The sequence below is a fragment of the Lacinutrix sp. Bg11-31 genome, assembly GCF_002831665.1.
In the GTDB taxonomy this organism is placed as follows: domain Bacteria; phylum Bacteroidota; class Bacteroidia; order Flavobacteriales; family Flavobacteriaceae; genus Lacinutrix.
Window position 1 is genome coordinate 3,427,909 of record NZ_CP025118.1, and the last position, 14,339, is coordinate 3,442,247.

Sequence of the window (14,339 nt, forward strand, 5' to 3'; positions counted from 1 at the left end):
TAACATGAGATTTTATTTAGTTTTAATATTGTTCAGTTTTTGTGGTCTAGGTTTTTCTCAAGATTTACCTAAGAACCCACAACTTGGAGTATGTTATGCGAGATGTCTAGAGGCTAATGGTAAGGAATTAGAGTGGAAAAAGATAGATTGCGATTTAGTTCAAAAAGAAAACATTTTAAATTTAAAAAACCTTAAAACTGGTGTTTTTAAAGATAAAGACAGAAAGGTAATAAAAAGAAAGTTAATTAAAATTATTAATAAAGGTTATACAGTTGAGTTGCTTTCACATTATTTTTCAAATAAATCTGATTCTATAAACGAATTGAGATCTATTCAAAATGCCAAAGCATTATATAGTTATTTAGAAACTCAGGGTGTAAATACTAAACAATTATTAATTTCTACTTACGGAAGCTCTAAGCCATTAACTAGTTGTTTTAATAGTAATTCATGTCCAGATTATTATAATAAAAATACACGTGTCGAATATCGCGTGATTAATATAGCTCCTAAGCTAAATGTTAGCTGGGTTTATGATAATGAAAAAAAAATTTGGTGCTATAAAGCCAATAATTAATTAGTAAATATGAAATTTTATATTGGTTTAATACTGTTTTGTTTCTGTGGCTTAGGTTTTTCTCAAGATTTACCTAAAAACCCGCAGCCTGGAGAATGTTACGTGAGATGCATCAAGGATAGTGGGAAAAAACAAGAGTGGAAAAAAATTGATTGCGATTTAGTTCAAACCAAGAATATTCTAGCACTTGAAAATTTAAGTAAAGGTGTTTTAAATGACGAAGATAGATTGACAATAAAAAGAAAGCTAATTAAGATTATTAAAAAAGGATATACTGTAGAGTTGCTTTCTCATTATTATTCTAATAAGTCAGATTCTATAAATGAATTAAGATCAATTCAAAATGCGAAAGCATTGGTTAGTTATTTGAAAACTCAAGATATAAATACAAAGCAATTACTAATTTCAGCCTATGGAAATTTGAAACCACTAAAACACTGTCCTAATAAAGTTTCGTGTAATGATTACTATAATAAAAACACACGTATTGAATATCGAGTGGTTAATTATAAATAAAATTTGGTATTATAAAACAAAGGTTAATTAATTTACTTCCATTTCTTAATAATAGAATCTAAACCATTATTTATACCTTCAAAATAAAGGCTGTCTTTAAACCTTGGTACAATAGTTTGTTCAATAATTGTTTTAGCAATTGGATCTGTAATTATTTTCTCAGTTCCATAGCCAGTAGCAATTGCCATTTTTCTATCGTAACGCGAAATCAAGATCAATAATCCATTGTTCTTTTCTTTTGTGCCAACACCAAGACTATTAGCAAGATTAGATGCGTGATAAAGAGCTGTTTCATTATTAGGAACAGAATCTATAGTGTAAACGCAAATTTGGTTGGTAGATAGTTTTTCGTAATTAATAATTTTTTCTGAAAGTTTTTGTTCTTCAGTCTTTGTAAAAAAATCACTATTGTCTTGAATCACAACTTGATTCACAAACGCTTCTTTAGTGTTCTTTTTGCAAGAAATAAGTACTAGAAATCCAAAAAGAAAGATGAGTTTTTTCATTTTAAAAAGACTTAGAATATATAGTAACAGTATATCTGTTTAAGTAAATATATTCAAGTAAAACAGTAAACAGAATAACTGATTTATTGCCTACTTCAACTTACCATCCACCAGAAGCACCACCTCCGCCAAAACCACCTCCACCGAAGCCGCCTCCAAAGCCTCCTCCAGAAGAACTTCCGCTGCCAAAGCCGCCTCCAAAACCACCAGAGCCACTTCTGTAGCCTCCACGTCCAGAGTTGCTTAATATGATTGCCTCAAGAATGTCACGAGTTGTATTGCTTCCTCCTCCAAAATTATCAGTCCCATTTCCACCTCTTCTGTTTTTTGAAATAGAGATTAGTATAATAATGAAAACTATAAATAGAAATAAAGCAGCACCAAATGGAAATTCGCCACCTTCACTTTGTCGTGAACCTTGGTATTCGCCTTGCATAACTTCAAAAATAGCATCTGCTCCACGATTTAGTCCACCGTAATAATCGTTTTGTTTAAAATAAGGAATAATGTCACGTTCAATAATACGACGAGACATAGCATCTGTCATTAAATGCTCTGTACCATAACCTGTGCTAATGCTAATTTTTCGATCGTTTCGAGCAAGTAGTATAAAAATACCATTATCCTTGTCTTTGTCTCCAATTCCCCATTTATCTGCCCATTGAGCTCCTAAATAGTTAATATATTCACCATTGGTTGAAGGAATGATTGCTACTACTATTTGTGTTGAGGTAGTGTCAGAATATTTTACAAGTTTGTTCTCCAAAGCTGTTTTTTGACCAGGCTGAAGTAATCCAACATAATCATACACACTAGTTTGTCCTCCATTATTTATTGAAGGCGTATCAGGAATTTCAAACTGAGCGAATGTAAGCTGAGAGAATAGAAACAACAATAAAAGAAACACTTTTACCGAGTGGTTTTTTGCTGCAAGTAAGTATTGCTGACTGTTGACTGAATACTGCGAACTAATAATCATCCTTTAGAAATGGTATTATTTAACTCATTTCTGTCATTCTTGGAAACAGGGAAATAGTCTTTTAATTGCTGTCCAGCAAGTAAAACACCATCTACCAAAGCTTGTTTGCGGTTGCCGTTTTTAAGATGATTTTGTATTACTTTTTTTGTGTCGTCCCAAAAAGAATCGGAAACAACAGCGTTAATACCTCTATCTCCATAAATAGCAAAAGCTTTGTCTTTTACTGCTAGATATATAAGTACTGCATTATGTAATTCAGTTCTTTGCATTTTTAAAATAGAGAACACTTCTAATGCACGCGTTTCTATGTCGCCTTTATAAGTGTTTTCTATGTGTACTCTTATTTCACCCGAAGTTTGTTGTTCAGCTTCACGAATGGCAGCAACAACCTCTTGTTCTTCTATAGTAGTTAAAAATGCTTCTACTGAGTTTTGCATAAGCTATTTTAATTACTAAAATCAAATTCGACTTCAGGAGCATTTTCTGCACCAGCTTCAGATTTGAAATAGGCCATTTGATCAAATCCCATAAAGCCAGTTACTAGTTTATTAGGTAATGTTTTTACGTGTTTATTATAAGGTTCTACTTTTTCATTAAAGCGATCTCTTGCAACATTAATACGGTTTTCTGTTCCTTCTAATTGACTTTGAAGCTCTAAGAAATTTTGATTTGCTTTTAGCTCTGGGTAGCGTTCCACAGTAACTAATAATCGAGATAAAGCACTACTCATACCACTTTGTGCTTTATTAAATTGCTCTAATTGCTCTGGTGTAATGTTTGAAGGATCGATATTTACAGCCGTTGCTTTTGATCGAGCATTAATCACGGCTTCAAGTGTGCTTTTTTCAAAATCAGCAGCACCTTTTACTGTATTTACTAAATTACCAATAAGATCGCTACGTCTTTGATATGAGCTTTCTACATCTCCCCAAGTTTTTGTAGCGCTTTCTTTTAGACTTACTGCTGTGTTATTTACACTCATAGACCATAATGCTATTAGCACTATTACAGCTACTGGAATTATCCATTTTTTCATAGTATTCGATTTTTTAGTTGTGTTCTCTGGTAATTCTTTAAAGTTCATTTTTTAATTTTAAAAGTTGCGCTTTAACACCTTCTAATTTACTAATAATTTCAAAATTAGTAAGGCTTTTCTGCTTTTCTTCTTTAATATGAATTTTTGCACCTTCTAAAGTGAAGCCACGTTCTTTTACTAAATGATATATAAACTGAAGATTTTTTATGTCTTCAGGAGTAAACTTACGATTGCCTTTAGCGTTTTTTTTAGGTTTTAAAGCATCAAATTCTTTTTCCCAGAATCTAATTAATGAAGTGTTAACACCAAAAGCTTTGGCAACTTCGCCTATAGCATAATATCGTTTTTCTGGAAGGTCAATTTGCATTAATCTAAAGATTGATTTTCTATAGAAGAACGGTCAAGCAGTTTGCTATATTCTTCGGCAGTTAGACTACCGTAATAGAAGTTAATTGGGTTAATACGCTCTCCATCTTTAAAAACTTCGTAGTGTAAATGTGGAGCTTCAGAACGACCTGTACTCCCAACAAAACCTATCAAATCTCCACGCTTTACTTTTTGGTTTTTGCCAACATTATATTTGTACAGGTGAGCATATAATGAGACATAACCGTAGCCATGGTCTATTCTAATATGGTTTCCATAACCAGAACTGTTACTATCTGCGCGTTCCACAACACCATCGCCAGCTGCATAAATAGGAGTGCCTCGAGGCGCAGTAAAGTCCATTCCCCAATGCATTTTTCGGGTTTTATTAAAAGGATCAGTACGCATACCATAACCAGAAGCCATTCGTGTTAAATCCTCATTGTTAACAGGTTGAATAGCCGGAATAGTAGCTAGGAATTTTTCTTTTTCTTCAGCTAAAATAGCAATTTCATCTAAAGATTTAGATTGTACAACTATTCTTTTTTGAAGAATATCTATACGTTTATTACTCTCTTTTATCAGTTTAGAATTATCAAAACCTTCAAAGGCTTTATATCTGTTTACACCACCAAAACCTGCTTTACGTTGTTCTTCTGGAATAGGATTAGATTCAAAGTATAAACGGTAAATATTGTTATCTCTGTCTTCTACATTAGCAAGTACAGTCTCTGCTTCAGTCATTTTTTTGTTCAATAAATCGAACTGTAATTGCATGTTGCTTAATTCACGTTTTAATGCTTTTTCGTTTGGAGATTCAAAAAACTGACTCCCCAAAAAAACAAAGAAAAAGGCTAATAAAGCCGAGGAAAATAAAAAAGCTAAAAGGTACTTAAAAGTACGACGTTTTTTACGTGCTATTTTGCGATACGACAAAGTATCAGAATCATAATAATATTTTACCTTACTCATTATGTAAATTATACTATTTTTGCAGTTAAATGAAGCTCAAAATTAAGCTACATTATTTAAAAACGTAAAACAAATATATAAATTGTTTTCTAACGTTCGCGATTAGCTAAACAAGATTATTAACAATACTATATGAAGTCTCAAGAAATTCGCTCTACATTTTTAAGTTTTTTCGAAAAAAAGAAACACAGCATTGTGCAATCTGCACCAATGGTATTAAAGGATGATCCAACGTTAATGTTTGTAAATGCTGGAATGGTGCCTTTTAAAGAATACTTTTTAGGGAATGGAGAACCTAAAAACACACGTTTAACAGATAGTCAAAAATGTTTACGTGTGTCAGGTAAGCATAACGATTTAGAAGAAGTTGGTTATGATACTTATCATCATACTTTATTCGAAATGTTAGGGAATTGGTCTTTTGGAGATTATTTTAAAAAAGAATCTATTGCTTGGGCTTGGGAGCTTTTAGTTGATGTTTATAAAATAGATAAAGACATTTTATATGTTACTGTCTTTGAAGGGAGCGATGATAATGATAACCTTAAAATGGATACAGAAGCTTACGATATTTGGAAGCAATTTATTTCTGAAGATCGCATCTTAAAAGGAAATAAAAAAGATAACTTCTGGGAAATGGGAGAGCAAGGCCCTTGCGGACCTTGTAGCGAAATACATGTAGATATTCGTACTCCAGAAGAAAAAGCGAAAGTAGATGGTAAGGATCTAGTAAATATGGACCATCCTCAAGTTGTAGAAATATGGAACTTAGTATTTATGGAGTATAACCGTAAAGCTAACGGTTCGCTTGAAAACTTACCAAATAAGCATATCGATACTGGAATGGGATTCGAGCGTTTATGTATGGTTATGCAGGATGTAAAATCTAATTACGATACAGATGTTTTTACACCAATTATTCGTGAAATAGAAACCATTACAGATAAAGAATATAATAAAGACGAGAAAACAGATATTGCTATTCGCGTAATTAGCGATCACGTTCGTGCTGTAGCGTTCTCGATTGCAGATGGTCAATTACCAAGCAATACAGGAGCAGGTTACGTAATACGTAGAATTTTACGTCGTGCTGTGCGTTATGGTTTTACTTTTTTAGAAAAAAAGGAGCCATTTATTTATAGACTTGTAGAAGTATTGAGTAGTAAAATGGGAGAGGCTTTCCCAGAGCTAAAGGCTCAAAAACAGCTTATAGAAAATGTTATTAAAGAAGAGGAAACGTCTTTTTTAAGAACTTTAGATCAAGGATTATTATTGTTAGACCGAATAATAGAAACAACTAAAGGGAAAGAGGTTTTAGGTGCTAAAGTTTTTGAATTAAAAGATACTTATGGTTTTCCTGAAGATTTAACCGATTTAATTCTACGTGAAAAAGGATACACTTATAATGTAAGTGAATTTATTGCACAGTTAGAAAAGCAGAAAAGTCGTGGTAGAGAGTCGTCTGCTTTAAAATCTGACGATTGGACTACTTTAATAAATGATACAGAGCAAGAGTTTATTGGTTACGATGCTTTAGAGGCTAATGTTAAAATAACAAGATATAGAAAAGTAACCTCTAAAAAAGATGGTGAAATGTATCAATTAGTATTTAGCTTAACACCATTTTATGCAGAAGGTGGAGGACAAGTTGGAGATAAAGGATATTTGGAAGATGAGCATGGAGATGTTGTTTATATTTTAGATACTAAAAGAGAAAACAATGTGATTATTCATTTTTCAAAAAACTTACCTAAGCATATAAATGAAACGTTTAAAGCCGTTGTAGATACTAAACAACGTTATAGAACAGAGTGTAATCATACAGCGACACACTTATTGCATCAAGGGTTACGTGAGGTTTTAGGAACACACGTTGAGCAAAAAGGTAGTGCTGTACATTCAAAATATTTACGTTTCGATTTTTCTCATTTTTCTAAAGTAACTGCAGAACAATTACAAGAAGTAGAGAACTTTGTAAACCGTAGAATTGAAGGTAAATTACCATTAGAAGAAAATAGAAATGTGCCAATGGATAAGGCAATTGCAGATGGTGCAATGGCTTTATTTGGTGAGAAATATGGAGATGCAGTGCGTACCATTCGTTTTGGGCAATCTATAGAATTGTGTGGAGGAACGCATGTTAAAAACACAAGCGATATTTGGCATTTTAAAATTACTAGTGAAGGCGCAGTAGCTTCTGGTATTAGAAGAATTGAAGCTATAACTAGCGATGCTGTTAAAGATTATTATACTGAAAATAGTAAAGTGTTTTCTGAAATGAAATCACTTCTTAATAATGCAAAGGATCCTAAAGATGCTTTGGTTAAGCTTCAAGGAGAAAATACCGACTTAAAAAAGCAAATTGAAGGCTTGTTAAAGGACAAAGCAAAAAATATTGTTGGTGACTTAAAGAATGAATTAACCGAAATAAACGGTATTCAGTTTCTAGCTAAAAAATTAGATTTAGATGCTGGCGGAATTAAAGACGTCTGTTTCGATTTAGGTCAGAATCAAAACAATGTATTCTTACTTTTTGCTACAGAACAAAACGGAAAAGCATTATTATCTTGCTATATTTCTAAAGAACTAGTGGCAGACAAAGGTTTAAATGCTGGAACTGTAGTTAGAGAACTTGGTAAGCATATCCAAGGAGGTGGCGGAGGGCAACCTTTCTTCGCAACAGCTGGTGGAAAAAATCCTGCAGGAATAGAAAAAGCTTTAAGTGAAGCAAAAGGTTATATTCAATAGAAACTACATATAAAAGCTAATTGAAACTACAAACCCAAATAAAGCTAAAAAAGCAAGAACATAATCTTATAGATTATAATACTAAACTATTGCTTTTGGGTTCATGTTTTTCAGAAAACATTGGAGATAAATTCGAGTATTATAAATTTCAAAGCATCTCTAATCCTTTTGGAATATTATTTCATCCTAAAGCGATTGAAAACTTAGTTATTCGTAGTATTCAGCAAAAAGAATATACAGAAGAAGATGTCTTTTTTCATAACGATCAATGGCATTGTTTCGATGCGCATTCTAAACATAGTAATGTTTCAAAAGAAAAAATACTATCAGATTTAAATACTCAAATTCAATTAACAAATCAGCAAATATTAGAGTCAACACACATTATAATTACACTAGGTACATCTTGGGTTTATAAATTAGTTGAAAGCGATAAAATAGTTGCTAACTGTCATAAATTACCTCAAAAAGAGTTTAGTAAAATCTTGCTTTCTACTTATGAAATAAAGCAAAGTTTACAATCTATTATTGAGGCTATTCAATCTGTAAATAAAAACGCATCTATTGTTTTTACGGTATCTCCTGTAAGGCATATAAAAGATGGTTTTGTTGAGAATACACTTAGTAAATCGCATTTAATTTCTGCTATTCATCAAGTAACAAATAATCAAGTGTCTTATTTCTCTTCTTTTGAAATAATGTTGGACGAACTTCGCGATTATCGTTTTTACAAAAGCGATATGCTTCATCCTAACAATACAGCAGTAGAGTATATATGGCAAAAATTTCAACACGTTTGGATGGCTTCAGAGTCCGTTAAAATAATGAGTGATATCGATGCAATACAAAAAGGACTTAAGCACAAGCCATTCAATGAGAAATCAGAAGCACACCAAAAGTTTCTTGAGCAACTTGAAAGACGAAAATCGGAAATACAATCAACAATTAAACATTTAAAATTTTAAATACAAGAAATTACTTACACTGCAAGGATTTTAAAATCACTATTTAGTAGTATAAGGACTACAATTAATGATTTAATCGTTTTTACATTTCGTTTCAACGAAAAAATAATTAAACGTATTAATTTAAAATTAAATTCACTTGCTATTAATCATCAACTTGCTAAAACATCAATTACTTTATTAAGTCAATCTCTTAATGTAATTGGTGTTTTTTTATGCTCTATTTTTACTTACCTTAGATTTATGAGAAACATACTTTTTGGAGTTGTTATTACATTAGTAATTCTTTTTACATTTAAATATTGTGGAGATCAACGTGAAGATAAAGTTGAACTAAAAGAAAGTTCTGCCTTAATTCAAGAGTCGCTTAAAAATGTTGGAAAGTTGGTGGTAACTGAAGGTCACTTTAGTCAGGTTTTTAATTATAATAATTCTAAAGAAATTTTTGGACACTATTTAACTTCAAACAAAAAAGCGTTAGTTGTTGTTAATGCAGATGTAACTATAGCTTACGATTTAAGTAAAATTGAATATAAAATAGATGAAGAAAATAAAATACTTACTATCTTAAATATTCCAAAAGAAGAAATTAAAATAAGTCCAGATTTTGAATATTACGACATTCAGGCAGATTTTTTAAATCCGTTCGAAGCCAAAGATTATAATGCCATTAAAGAAACTGTAAACAATCAATTAATGAAAAAGATTGAAGCTTCAGAATTAAAAACCAACTCTAAAAACAGGTTAATAAGTGAATTGTCTAAATTCTATATATTAACGAATTCATTAGGTTGGACATTACAGTACAATCAAATGTCTATAACAAGCCAAGAAACTATTAAAGGCCTTAAATTATAAAAAAAAGACATAAGTAAAACCATAACAGTTTTCTTTCCTTCGGAAAGAATTAAGGATAGAAATTATAGTTTCTTACTCAAGCTAGCCCAACCTCCGCCATTAACAGCTTCAATACCTTGAGCTTTTAAAATGCTAGCAGCACTTCCAGAACGCATACCACTTGCACAGCATGTAATTACTGGTTTGTTAAATTTTTTAATCTCATTAATTTTACTCGATATTTCTTGTAGAGGAATGTTTTTTGAGCCAGAAATAGCACCTTGACTATATTCTCCTTTAGTTCTAACGTCAATAATTACCGCACCTTTAGATTGTAAATCTTTAATTTTATCATTTTTATTTCCAGATAAGAAACCAAATAATCCCATAATTTATTTTTTTACAAATTACATTTATTTTTTTCAAAAGATAAGTAACAATAGTTACAACATATTTTTTTTATCTTCATCCGCAATATGATACAGCCAACACGAAAAGACGAAATTATAAAAACAGCAGCCAGACTTTTTAAAGAGAAAGGCTACAGTGCAGTAACAATGAGAGATCTAGCCACAGCAATGGGAATAAAGGCTGCAAGCTTATACAATCACATAAACTCAAAACAAGAAATCTTAAAAATTATCATTATTTCTATAGCCGAAGAATTTACCAAAGGCATAGAGGTCATTTATAATTCAGATAATAATAGTATCGATAAGTTGAGCCAAGTTATAGCACTTCACGTAAAAACAACAACCAATAGCACAAACGAAATGGCATCATTAAATAACGATTGGATGCATTTAGAAGGGCAATTGGATCATTATTTAACATTAAGAAACAACTACGAAGCCACTTTTTTAAAAATTATAAACGAAGGCATTTCATCTTCAGAAATTAAACCAGTCAACCCAGAAATTATAATGTTTACAATGCTTTCTACTTTGCGATCGCTATTTCTTTGGATACCTAAAAAAGAAGAACTTAACCCAAACGATTTAGCAAATAGCCTAAGTGAAGTCCTCGTTAAAGGAATTAACAAAAAGTTATAAAATAATTTTGTAGATTTGTTGAGCAAACTAACAAGTGTTAGTTTTTATATTAAGTATAACTATGGCTCAATTTTACAAGCTTAAAATCAAGAATATATACAAAGAAACAGAAGATTGTTCTGTTATAGATTTTCAGGTTCCTATAGAGCTTGAAAACGAATTCATTTTCCGTCAAGGTCAGCATTTAACACTAAAAGCAGACATTAATGGAGAAGATGTTCGTCGTTCCTATTCACTTTGTTCAAGTCCAACAGATAAAAAATGGAAAGTCGCTGTAAAGCTAATTCCAGGAGGTAAGTTTTCAACCTACGTAAACGAAAGTTTAAAAGCAGGAGACGAACTAGAAGTAATGGCTCCAAGTGGAAACTTTGGAGTTCCTGTACAACCAGAACAAACTAAAAATTATCTATTTTTTGCAGCAGGAAGTGGTGTAACTCCAGTACTTTCAATGATAAAGGCGCACTTAACAGCAGAGCCAAATGCAACTTGTAAACTGTTTTATGTAAATAAAACAGCAAAATCCATTATCTTTAAAGAAGAACTAGAACAACTTCGTAATACATTCTTTGGTAGACTAGAAATCTATTATTTCTTAACCAAAGAACGTAGAGATATCGAGTTGTTTAATGGCAGATTCGACGACGAGAAAATGCAAGTGCTAACAAAAACGTTTATCGATATTCCAGACACTAGCGAAGTCTTTCTTTGTGGTCCAGAAAAAATGGTAAACTATGTAAGCGAGTATTTAATAAATGCAGGATTACCAAAAGAATTAGTGCACTTCGAACTTTTTGTAACAGGACTTTCAGAGGAAGATATTAAAAGAGCAGAACGTCTAGCAAAACAAAATGTAGAAGGTGTCGAGGTAACCATTGTAGATGGTGGAAAAGAATTCTCATTCACCATGACCAAAGACTACGATAATATTCTAGACGCAGCCTTGGGAGCAGGAGCAGATTTGCCATTCGCATGTAAAGGAGGCGTTTGTAGCACCTGCAAATGCGAAGTAAAAGAAGGCGCAGTAGAAATGAAAGTAAATTACGCGCTAAGCGATAAAGAAGTATCTCAAAATTTGGTATTAAGCTGTCAGGCAGTACCAACAACAGATAGAGTAATCGTCGATTTCGATGTGTGAGCCAAAGGCGAGCATTCCCATGAAGATGGGAATCTCATCAATTTAATTAATTATTGATTTTAGCGTTACCCTAAAAAGGGTCAGGCTTTCCGCTTAAATCTTTTTTGAGAAAAACAAAAAAGGATAACGCTACAATCCTTAACGCACATACCAATTAAGAATCGTGAATATTCTTAAGTTTTGGTAAATTTATAAAGTAGATTTTGTCATTCCTTCGAAAGCAGGAATCCATTAATAAAAACCATTCACGAACAACTATATATTATGAGTGAAGAACAAATAAAAAACCTAGAAACGCAATTCGAAGCACGTATTGCAAGAGACGAGAAAATCGAACCAAAAGATTGGATGCCAGAAAAATATCGCAAAACGCATATTAGGCAAATGTCGCAACACGCACATTCCGAAATTGTAGGAATGCTTCCAGAAGGAAACTGGATTACAAGAGCGCCTTCTTTACGTCGTAAAGTTGCCTTATTGGCAAAAGTGCAAGACGAAGCAGGACACGGTTTGTATTTATATTCTGCTTGTGAAACCTTAGGTGTTTCTCGCGAAGAATTATACGAACAACTACACTCTGGAAAAGCAAAATATTCTTCAATATTTAACTACCCAACAGTAACTTGGGCAGATATGGGAGCAGTAGGTTGGTTGGTAGATGGCGCAGCAATTATAAATCAAGTACCATTATGTAACACATCTTATGGACCATACGCAAGAGCAATGGTTCGTGTTTGTAAAGAAGAAAGTTTTCATCAGCGTCAAGGTTACGAAATCATGATAAAGCTAGCTAACGGTACTCCTGAGCAAAAAGAATTAGCGCAAGATGCTTTAAACCGTTGGTGGTGGCCAAGTTTAATGATGTTAGGTCCTACAGATGCAGAATCTATTCATACAGAACAATCTATGAAATGGAAATTAAAACGTAAGTCTAACGACGATTTGCGTCAGCAATTTATAGATCAAACAGTACCACAAGCCCAATTAATAGGATTGACTATTCCAGATCCAGATTTAAAATGGAACGAAGAAAAAGGAATGTACGATTTTGGAGAAATCGATTGGGACGAATTCTGGCAAGTAGTAAAAGGTCATGGACCTTGTAATAAAGAGCGTATGAAAGCACGTGTTGGTGCATGGGAAGAAGGAGAATGGGTTCGTGATGCAGCAATGGCTTACGCAGATAAGAAACAGGAAAGAAAACAAAAACAAGCAATTTAAATTTCATTGTCAGTTCAATTGAAATTGCACTTTTGCAATTTTGTATCGAGAACAAGATAAAAAACACATATAAATTATGTCAAATAAAAAAAACTGGCCACTTTGGGAAATATTCGTAAGAAGTAAAAACGGATTAGAACATCGTCACTGCGGAAGTTTACACGCTGCAGATGAAGATATGGCTTTAGAAAATGCACGCGATGTCTACACAAGAAGAAGTGAAGGTGTTAGTATTTGGGTTGTGGAATCTAAAAACATCACAGCATCAAATCCTGAGAATAATGGCGAAATGTTTGAGCCTGCTCACGATAAAGTATATCGTCATCCAACATTTTACGATTTGCCAGACGAGGTAAAACACATGTAATTTGAGTATTGCTTAAATTACAATTCCCACGAAAGTGGAAAACTCATAAATTGAAACTAAATGTCATGCTGAGCTTGTCGAAGCATCTCATCAGAAAATTAAAACGTCACTTCGAGTGATTCCGTTTTTTTTATCGGAATTGTATCGAGAAGTAATTAAATAGATACCCACTTTCGTGGGCACTTAAGATGAAAAACGAAAACTTATATAAATACATTCTAGGTATCGCAGACAACAGTCTAATTCTTGGACAAAGATTAGGAGAGTTAACAGGTCATGGACCAAGTCTAGAAACAGATATCGCTTGTACAAATATCTCACTAGATTTATTTGGGCAAGTGAGAAGCTATTACCAGTACGCAGCTAAAATTGCAGGAGATAATAGAACCGAAGATGATATTGCAATGCTTCGTAAAGAAAGAGAATATGTAAATGTATTATTGGTAGAACAACCAAATACAAATTTTGCATATACAATGGCACGTCAGTTTTTATTCGATGTATACCATTTACTTTTTTTACAAGAATTACAGAAAAGTAAAGACTTAACATTGTCTGCGATAGCAAACAAATCGATAAAAGAAGTAAGCTATCATTTGCGTTTTTCTACAGATTGGATAAAACGTTTAGGTGATGGAACAGAAGTAAGCCGTCAAAAAATGCAAGATGCTATAGATGGATTATGGACGTACACAGACGAGTTATTTCATCAAACAGAAGCTGATATAGCAATGGTTTTAGATGGAATAGGTGTAGATGTTACTAAGTTAAAAGATGCATACTATAACAAAGTAAAAGCCATTTTAGACGAATCGACATTACAAACTCCGGAATCTAAATGGTTTCAAAAAGGAGGAAAAAAAGGAATTCACACAGAACATTTAGGTTATTTATTAGCAGAGCTACAGTACATGCAGCGTGCTTATCCTAATATGGAATGGTAAAATTCCTGCGCAGGCAAGAATCTCATAAGTTGAAACCAAATGTCACTTCGAGTGTTTCCGATTTTTTATCGGAATTGTATCGAGAAGCAATAAAATAATACTCCTGTTTTCACGGGAA

Annotated in this window: 17 protein-coding genes; 10 read left to right on the top strand and 7 right to left on the bottom strand. The window is 32.7% G+C overall.

Annotation, left to right across the window (positions count from 1 at the left end; genetic code table 11):
* The first annotated feature begins 4 nt into the window (after nucleotides 1-4).
* Both CW733_RS15280 and CW733_RS15285 read left to right on the top strand, forming a co-directional pair.
* Nucleotides 5-577 carry an OmpA family protein gene (locus CW733_RS15280; RefSeq protein ID WP_100998234.1) on the top strand — a complete coding sequence of 191 codons (573 nt, stop codon included), beginning with the start codon at nucleotides 5-7 and terminating at the stop codon, nucleotides 575-577.
* 9 nt (nucleotides 578-586) lie between these two features.
* Nucleotides 587-1,093, top strand: coding sequence for an OmpA family protein (locus CW733_RS15285; RefSeq protein WP_100998236.1), 507 nt, complete (start codon nucleotides 587-589; stop codon nucleotides 1,091-1,093).
* Nucleotides 1,094-1,125: 32 nt separating this feature from the next.
* On the opposite strand, the gene CW733_RS15290 is transcribed toward CW733_RS15285, so the two are convergent.
* From CW733_RS15290 to CW733_RS15315, 6 genes are all read right to left on the bottom strand, one after another.
* Nucleotides 1,126-1,599: a YgcG family protein gene (locus tag CW733_RS15290; protein WP_100998238.1), complete on the bottom strand. Its 474-nt coding sequence runs from the start codon at nucleotides 1,597-1,599 to the stop codon at nucleotides 1,126-1,128.
* Nucleotides 1,600-1,699: 100 nt separating this feature from the next.
* Nucleotides 1,700-2,578: a YgcG family protein gene (locus CW733_RS15295; protein WP_100998240.1), complete on the bottom strand. Its 879-nt coding sequence runs from the start codon at nucleotides 2,576-2,578 to the stop codon at nucleotides 1,700-1,702.
* Nucleotides 2,575-3,015 (bottom strand): TPM domain-containing protein, encoded by a 441-nt coding sequence (locus tag CW733_RS15300; protein ID WP_100998242.1) that lies wholly within the window; start codon nucleotides 3,013-3,015, stop codon nucleotides 2,575-2,577. Before CW733_RS15300 ends, CW733_RS15295 begins: the two co-directional genes overlap by 4 nt.
* Nucleotides 3,016-3,023: 8 nt before the next feature.
* Nucleotides 3,024-3,614, bottom strand: a complete 591-nt coding sequence (locus tag CW733_RS15305) for a LemA family protein (RefSeq protein ID WP_100998882.1) — start codon at nucleotides 3,612-3,614, stop codon at nucleotides 3,024-3,026.
* A 37-nt stretch (nucleotides 3,615-3,651) separates the two neighbouring features.
* A complete protein-coding gene (locus tag CW733_RS15310) occupies nucleotides 3,652-3,981 on the bottom strand; it encodes a MerR family transcriptional regulator (protein ID WP_100998244.1) in 330 nt (109 codons plus the stop codon).
* A complete protein-coding gene (locus CW733_RS15315) occupies nucleotides 3,981-4,952 on the bottom strand; it encodes a M23 family metallopeptidase (protein ID WP_100998246.1) in 972 nt (323 codons plus the stop codon). Before CW733_RS15315 ends, CW733_RS15310 begins: the two co-directional genes overlap by 1 nt.
* 132 nt (nucleotides 4,953-5,084) lie before the next feature.
* Between CW733_RS15315 and alaS the strand changes: the two genes are divergently transcribed.
* The 3 genes from alaS to CW733_RS15330 all read left to right on the top strand — a co-directional run bounded on the left by alaS (nucleotide 5,085) and on the right by CW733_RS15330 (nucleotide 9,523).
* Complete coding sequence (alaS, locus tag CW733_RS15320) at nucleotides 5,085-7,700, top strand: alanine--tRNA ligase (protein WP_100998248.1); 2,616 nt, start codon at nucleotides 5,085-5,087, stop codon at nucleotides 7,698-7,700.
* Nucleotides 7,701-7,720: 20 nt separating this feature from the next.
* Nucleotides 7,721-8,665, top strand: a complete 945-nt coding sequence (locus tag CW733_RS15325) for a GSCFA domain-containing protein (RefSeq protein ID WP_100998250.1) — start codon at nucleotides 7,721-7,723, stop codon at nucleotides 8,663-8,665.
* Between the two features lie 243 nt (nucleotides 8,666-8,908).
* A complete protein-coding gene (locus CW733_RS15330) occupies nucleotides 8,909-9,523 on the top strand; it encodes a DUF4230 domain-containing protein (RefSeq protein WP_100998252.1) in 615 nt (204 codons plus the stop codon).
* Nucleotides 9,524-9,585: 62 nt separating this feature from the next.
* On the opposite strand, the gene CW733_RS15335 is transcribed toward CW733_RS15330, so the two are convergent.
* Nucleotides 9,586-9,891 carry a rhodanese-like domain-containing protein gene (locus tag CW733_RS15335; protein ID WP_100998254.1) on the bottom strand — a complete coding sequence of 102 codons (306 nt, stop codon included), beginning with the start codon at nucleotides 9,889-9,891 and terminating at the stop codon, nucleotides 9,586-9,588.
* 87 nt (nucleotides 9,892-9,978) lie between these two features.
* On the opposite strand from CW733_RS15335, the gene CW733_RS15340 reads away from it, so the two are divergent.
* From CW733_RS15340 to paaC, 5 genes are all read left to right on the top strand, one after another.
* On the top strand, nucleotides 9,979-10,554 hold the full coding sequence (locus CW733_RS15340) for a TetR/AcrR family transcriptional regulator (protein ID WP_100998256.1): 576 nt from the start codon (nucleotides 9,979-9,981) through the stop codon (nucleotides 10,552-10,554).
* A 61-nt stretch (nucleotides 10,555-10,615) separates the two neighbouring features.
* Nucleotides 10,616-11,689 (top strand): 2Fe-2S iron-sulfur cluster-binding protein, encoded by a 1,074-nt coding sequence (locus CW733_RS15345; RefSeq protein WP_100998258.1) that lies wholly within the window; start codon nucleotides 10,616-10,618, stop codon nucleotides 11,687-11,689.
* Nucleotides 11,690-11,953: 264 nt separating this feature from the next.
* Complete coding sequence (paaA, locus tag CW733_RS15350; RefSeq protein WP_100998259.1) at nucleotides 11,954-12,910, top strand: 1,2-phenylacetyl-CoA epoxidase subunit PaaA; 957 nt, start codon at nucleotides 11,954-11,956, stop codon at nucleotides 12,908-12,910.
* A gap of 76 nt (nucleotides 12,911-12,986) precedes the next feature.
* Nucleotides 12,987-13,277: a 1,2-phenylacetyl-CoA epoxidase subunit PaaB gene (gene paaB, locus CW733_RS15355; protein ID WP_100998260.1), complete on the top strand. Its 291-nt coding sequence runs from the start codon at nucleotides 12,987-12,989 to the stop codon at nucleotides 13,275-13,277.
* A 188-nt stretch (nucleotides 13,278-13,465) separates the two neighbouring features.
* Nucleotides 13,466-14,221, top strand: coding sequence for a 1,2-phenylacetyl-CoA epoxidase subunit PaaC (paaC, locus tag CW733_RS15360; RefSeq protein ID WP_100998261.1), 756 nt, complete (start codon nucleotides 13,466-13,468; stop codon nucleotides 14,219-14,221).
* Nucleotides 14,222-14,339 lie beyond the last annotated feature (118 nt).

Excerpts from the sequence above, each read along its gene's own strand:
- CW733_RS15290 (WP_100998238.1), bottom strand. The coding sequence starts at position 1,599 with ATGAAAAAACTCATCTTTCTTTTTGGATTTCTAGTACTTATTTCTTGC.
- CW733_RS15285 (WP_100998236.1), top strand. The coding sequence starts at position 587 with ATGAAATTTTATATTGGTTTAATACTGTTTTGTTTCTGTGGCTTAGGT.
- CW733_RS15335 (WP_100998254.1), bottom strand. The coding sequence starts at position 9,891 with ATGGGATTATTTGGTTTCTTATCTGGAAATAAAAATGATAAAATTAAA.
- CW733_RS15310 (WP_100998244.1), bottom strand. The coding sequence starts at position 3,981 with ATGCAAATTGACCTTCCAGAAAAACGATATTATGCTATAGGCGAAGTT.
- paaA (WP_100998259.1), top strand. The coding sequence starts at position 11,954 with ATGAGTGAAGAACAAATAAAAAACCTAGAAACGCAATTCGAAGCACGT.
- paaB (WP_100998260.1), top strand. The coding sequence starts at position 12,987 with ATGTCAAATAAAAAAAACTGGCCACTTTGGGAAATATTCGTAAGAAGT.
- CW733_RS15300 (WP_100998242.1), bottom strand. The coding sequence starts at position 3,015 with ATGCAAAACTCAGTAGAAGCATTTTTAACTACTATAGAAGAACAAGAG.
- CW733_RS15295 (WP_100998240.1), bottom strand. The coding sequence starts at position 2,578 with ATGATTATTAGTTCGCAGTATTCAGTCAACAGTCAGCAATACTTACTT.
- CW733_RS15305 (WP_100998882.1), bottom strand. The coding sequence starts at position 3,614 with ATGAAAAAATGGATAATTCCAGTAGCTGTAATAGTGCTAATAGCATTA.
- CW733_RS15345 (WP_100998258.1), top strand. The coding sequence starts at position 10,616 with ATGGCTCAATTTTACAAGCTTAAAATCAAGAATATATACAAAGAAACA.
- alaS (WP_100998248.1), top strand. The coding sequence starts at position 5,085 with ATGAAGTCTCAAGAAATTCGCTCTACATTTTTAAGTTTTTTCGAAAAA.
- paaC (WP_100998261.1), top strand. The coding sequence starts at position 13,466 with ATGAAAAACGAAAACTTATATAAATACATTCTAGGTATCGCAGACAAC.
- CW733_RS15340 (WP_100998256.1), top strand. The coding sequence starts at position 9,979 with ATGATACAGCCAACACGAAAAGACGAAATTATAAAAACAGCAGCCAGA.
- CW733_RS15315 (WP_100998246.1), bottom strand. The coding sequence starts at position 4,952 with ATGAGTAAGGTAAAATATTATTATGATTCTGATACTTTGTCGTATCGC.
- CW733_RS15330 (WP_100998252.1), top strand. The coding sequence starts at position 8,909 with ATGAGAAACATACTTTTTGGAGTTGTTATTACATTAGTAATTCTTTTT.
- CW733_RS15280 (WP_100998234.1), top strand. The coding sequence starts at position 5 with ATGAGATTTTATTTAGTTTTAATATTGTTCAGTTTTTGTGGTCTAGGT.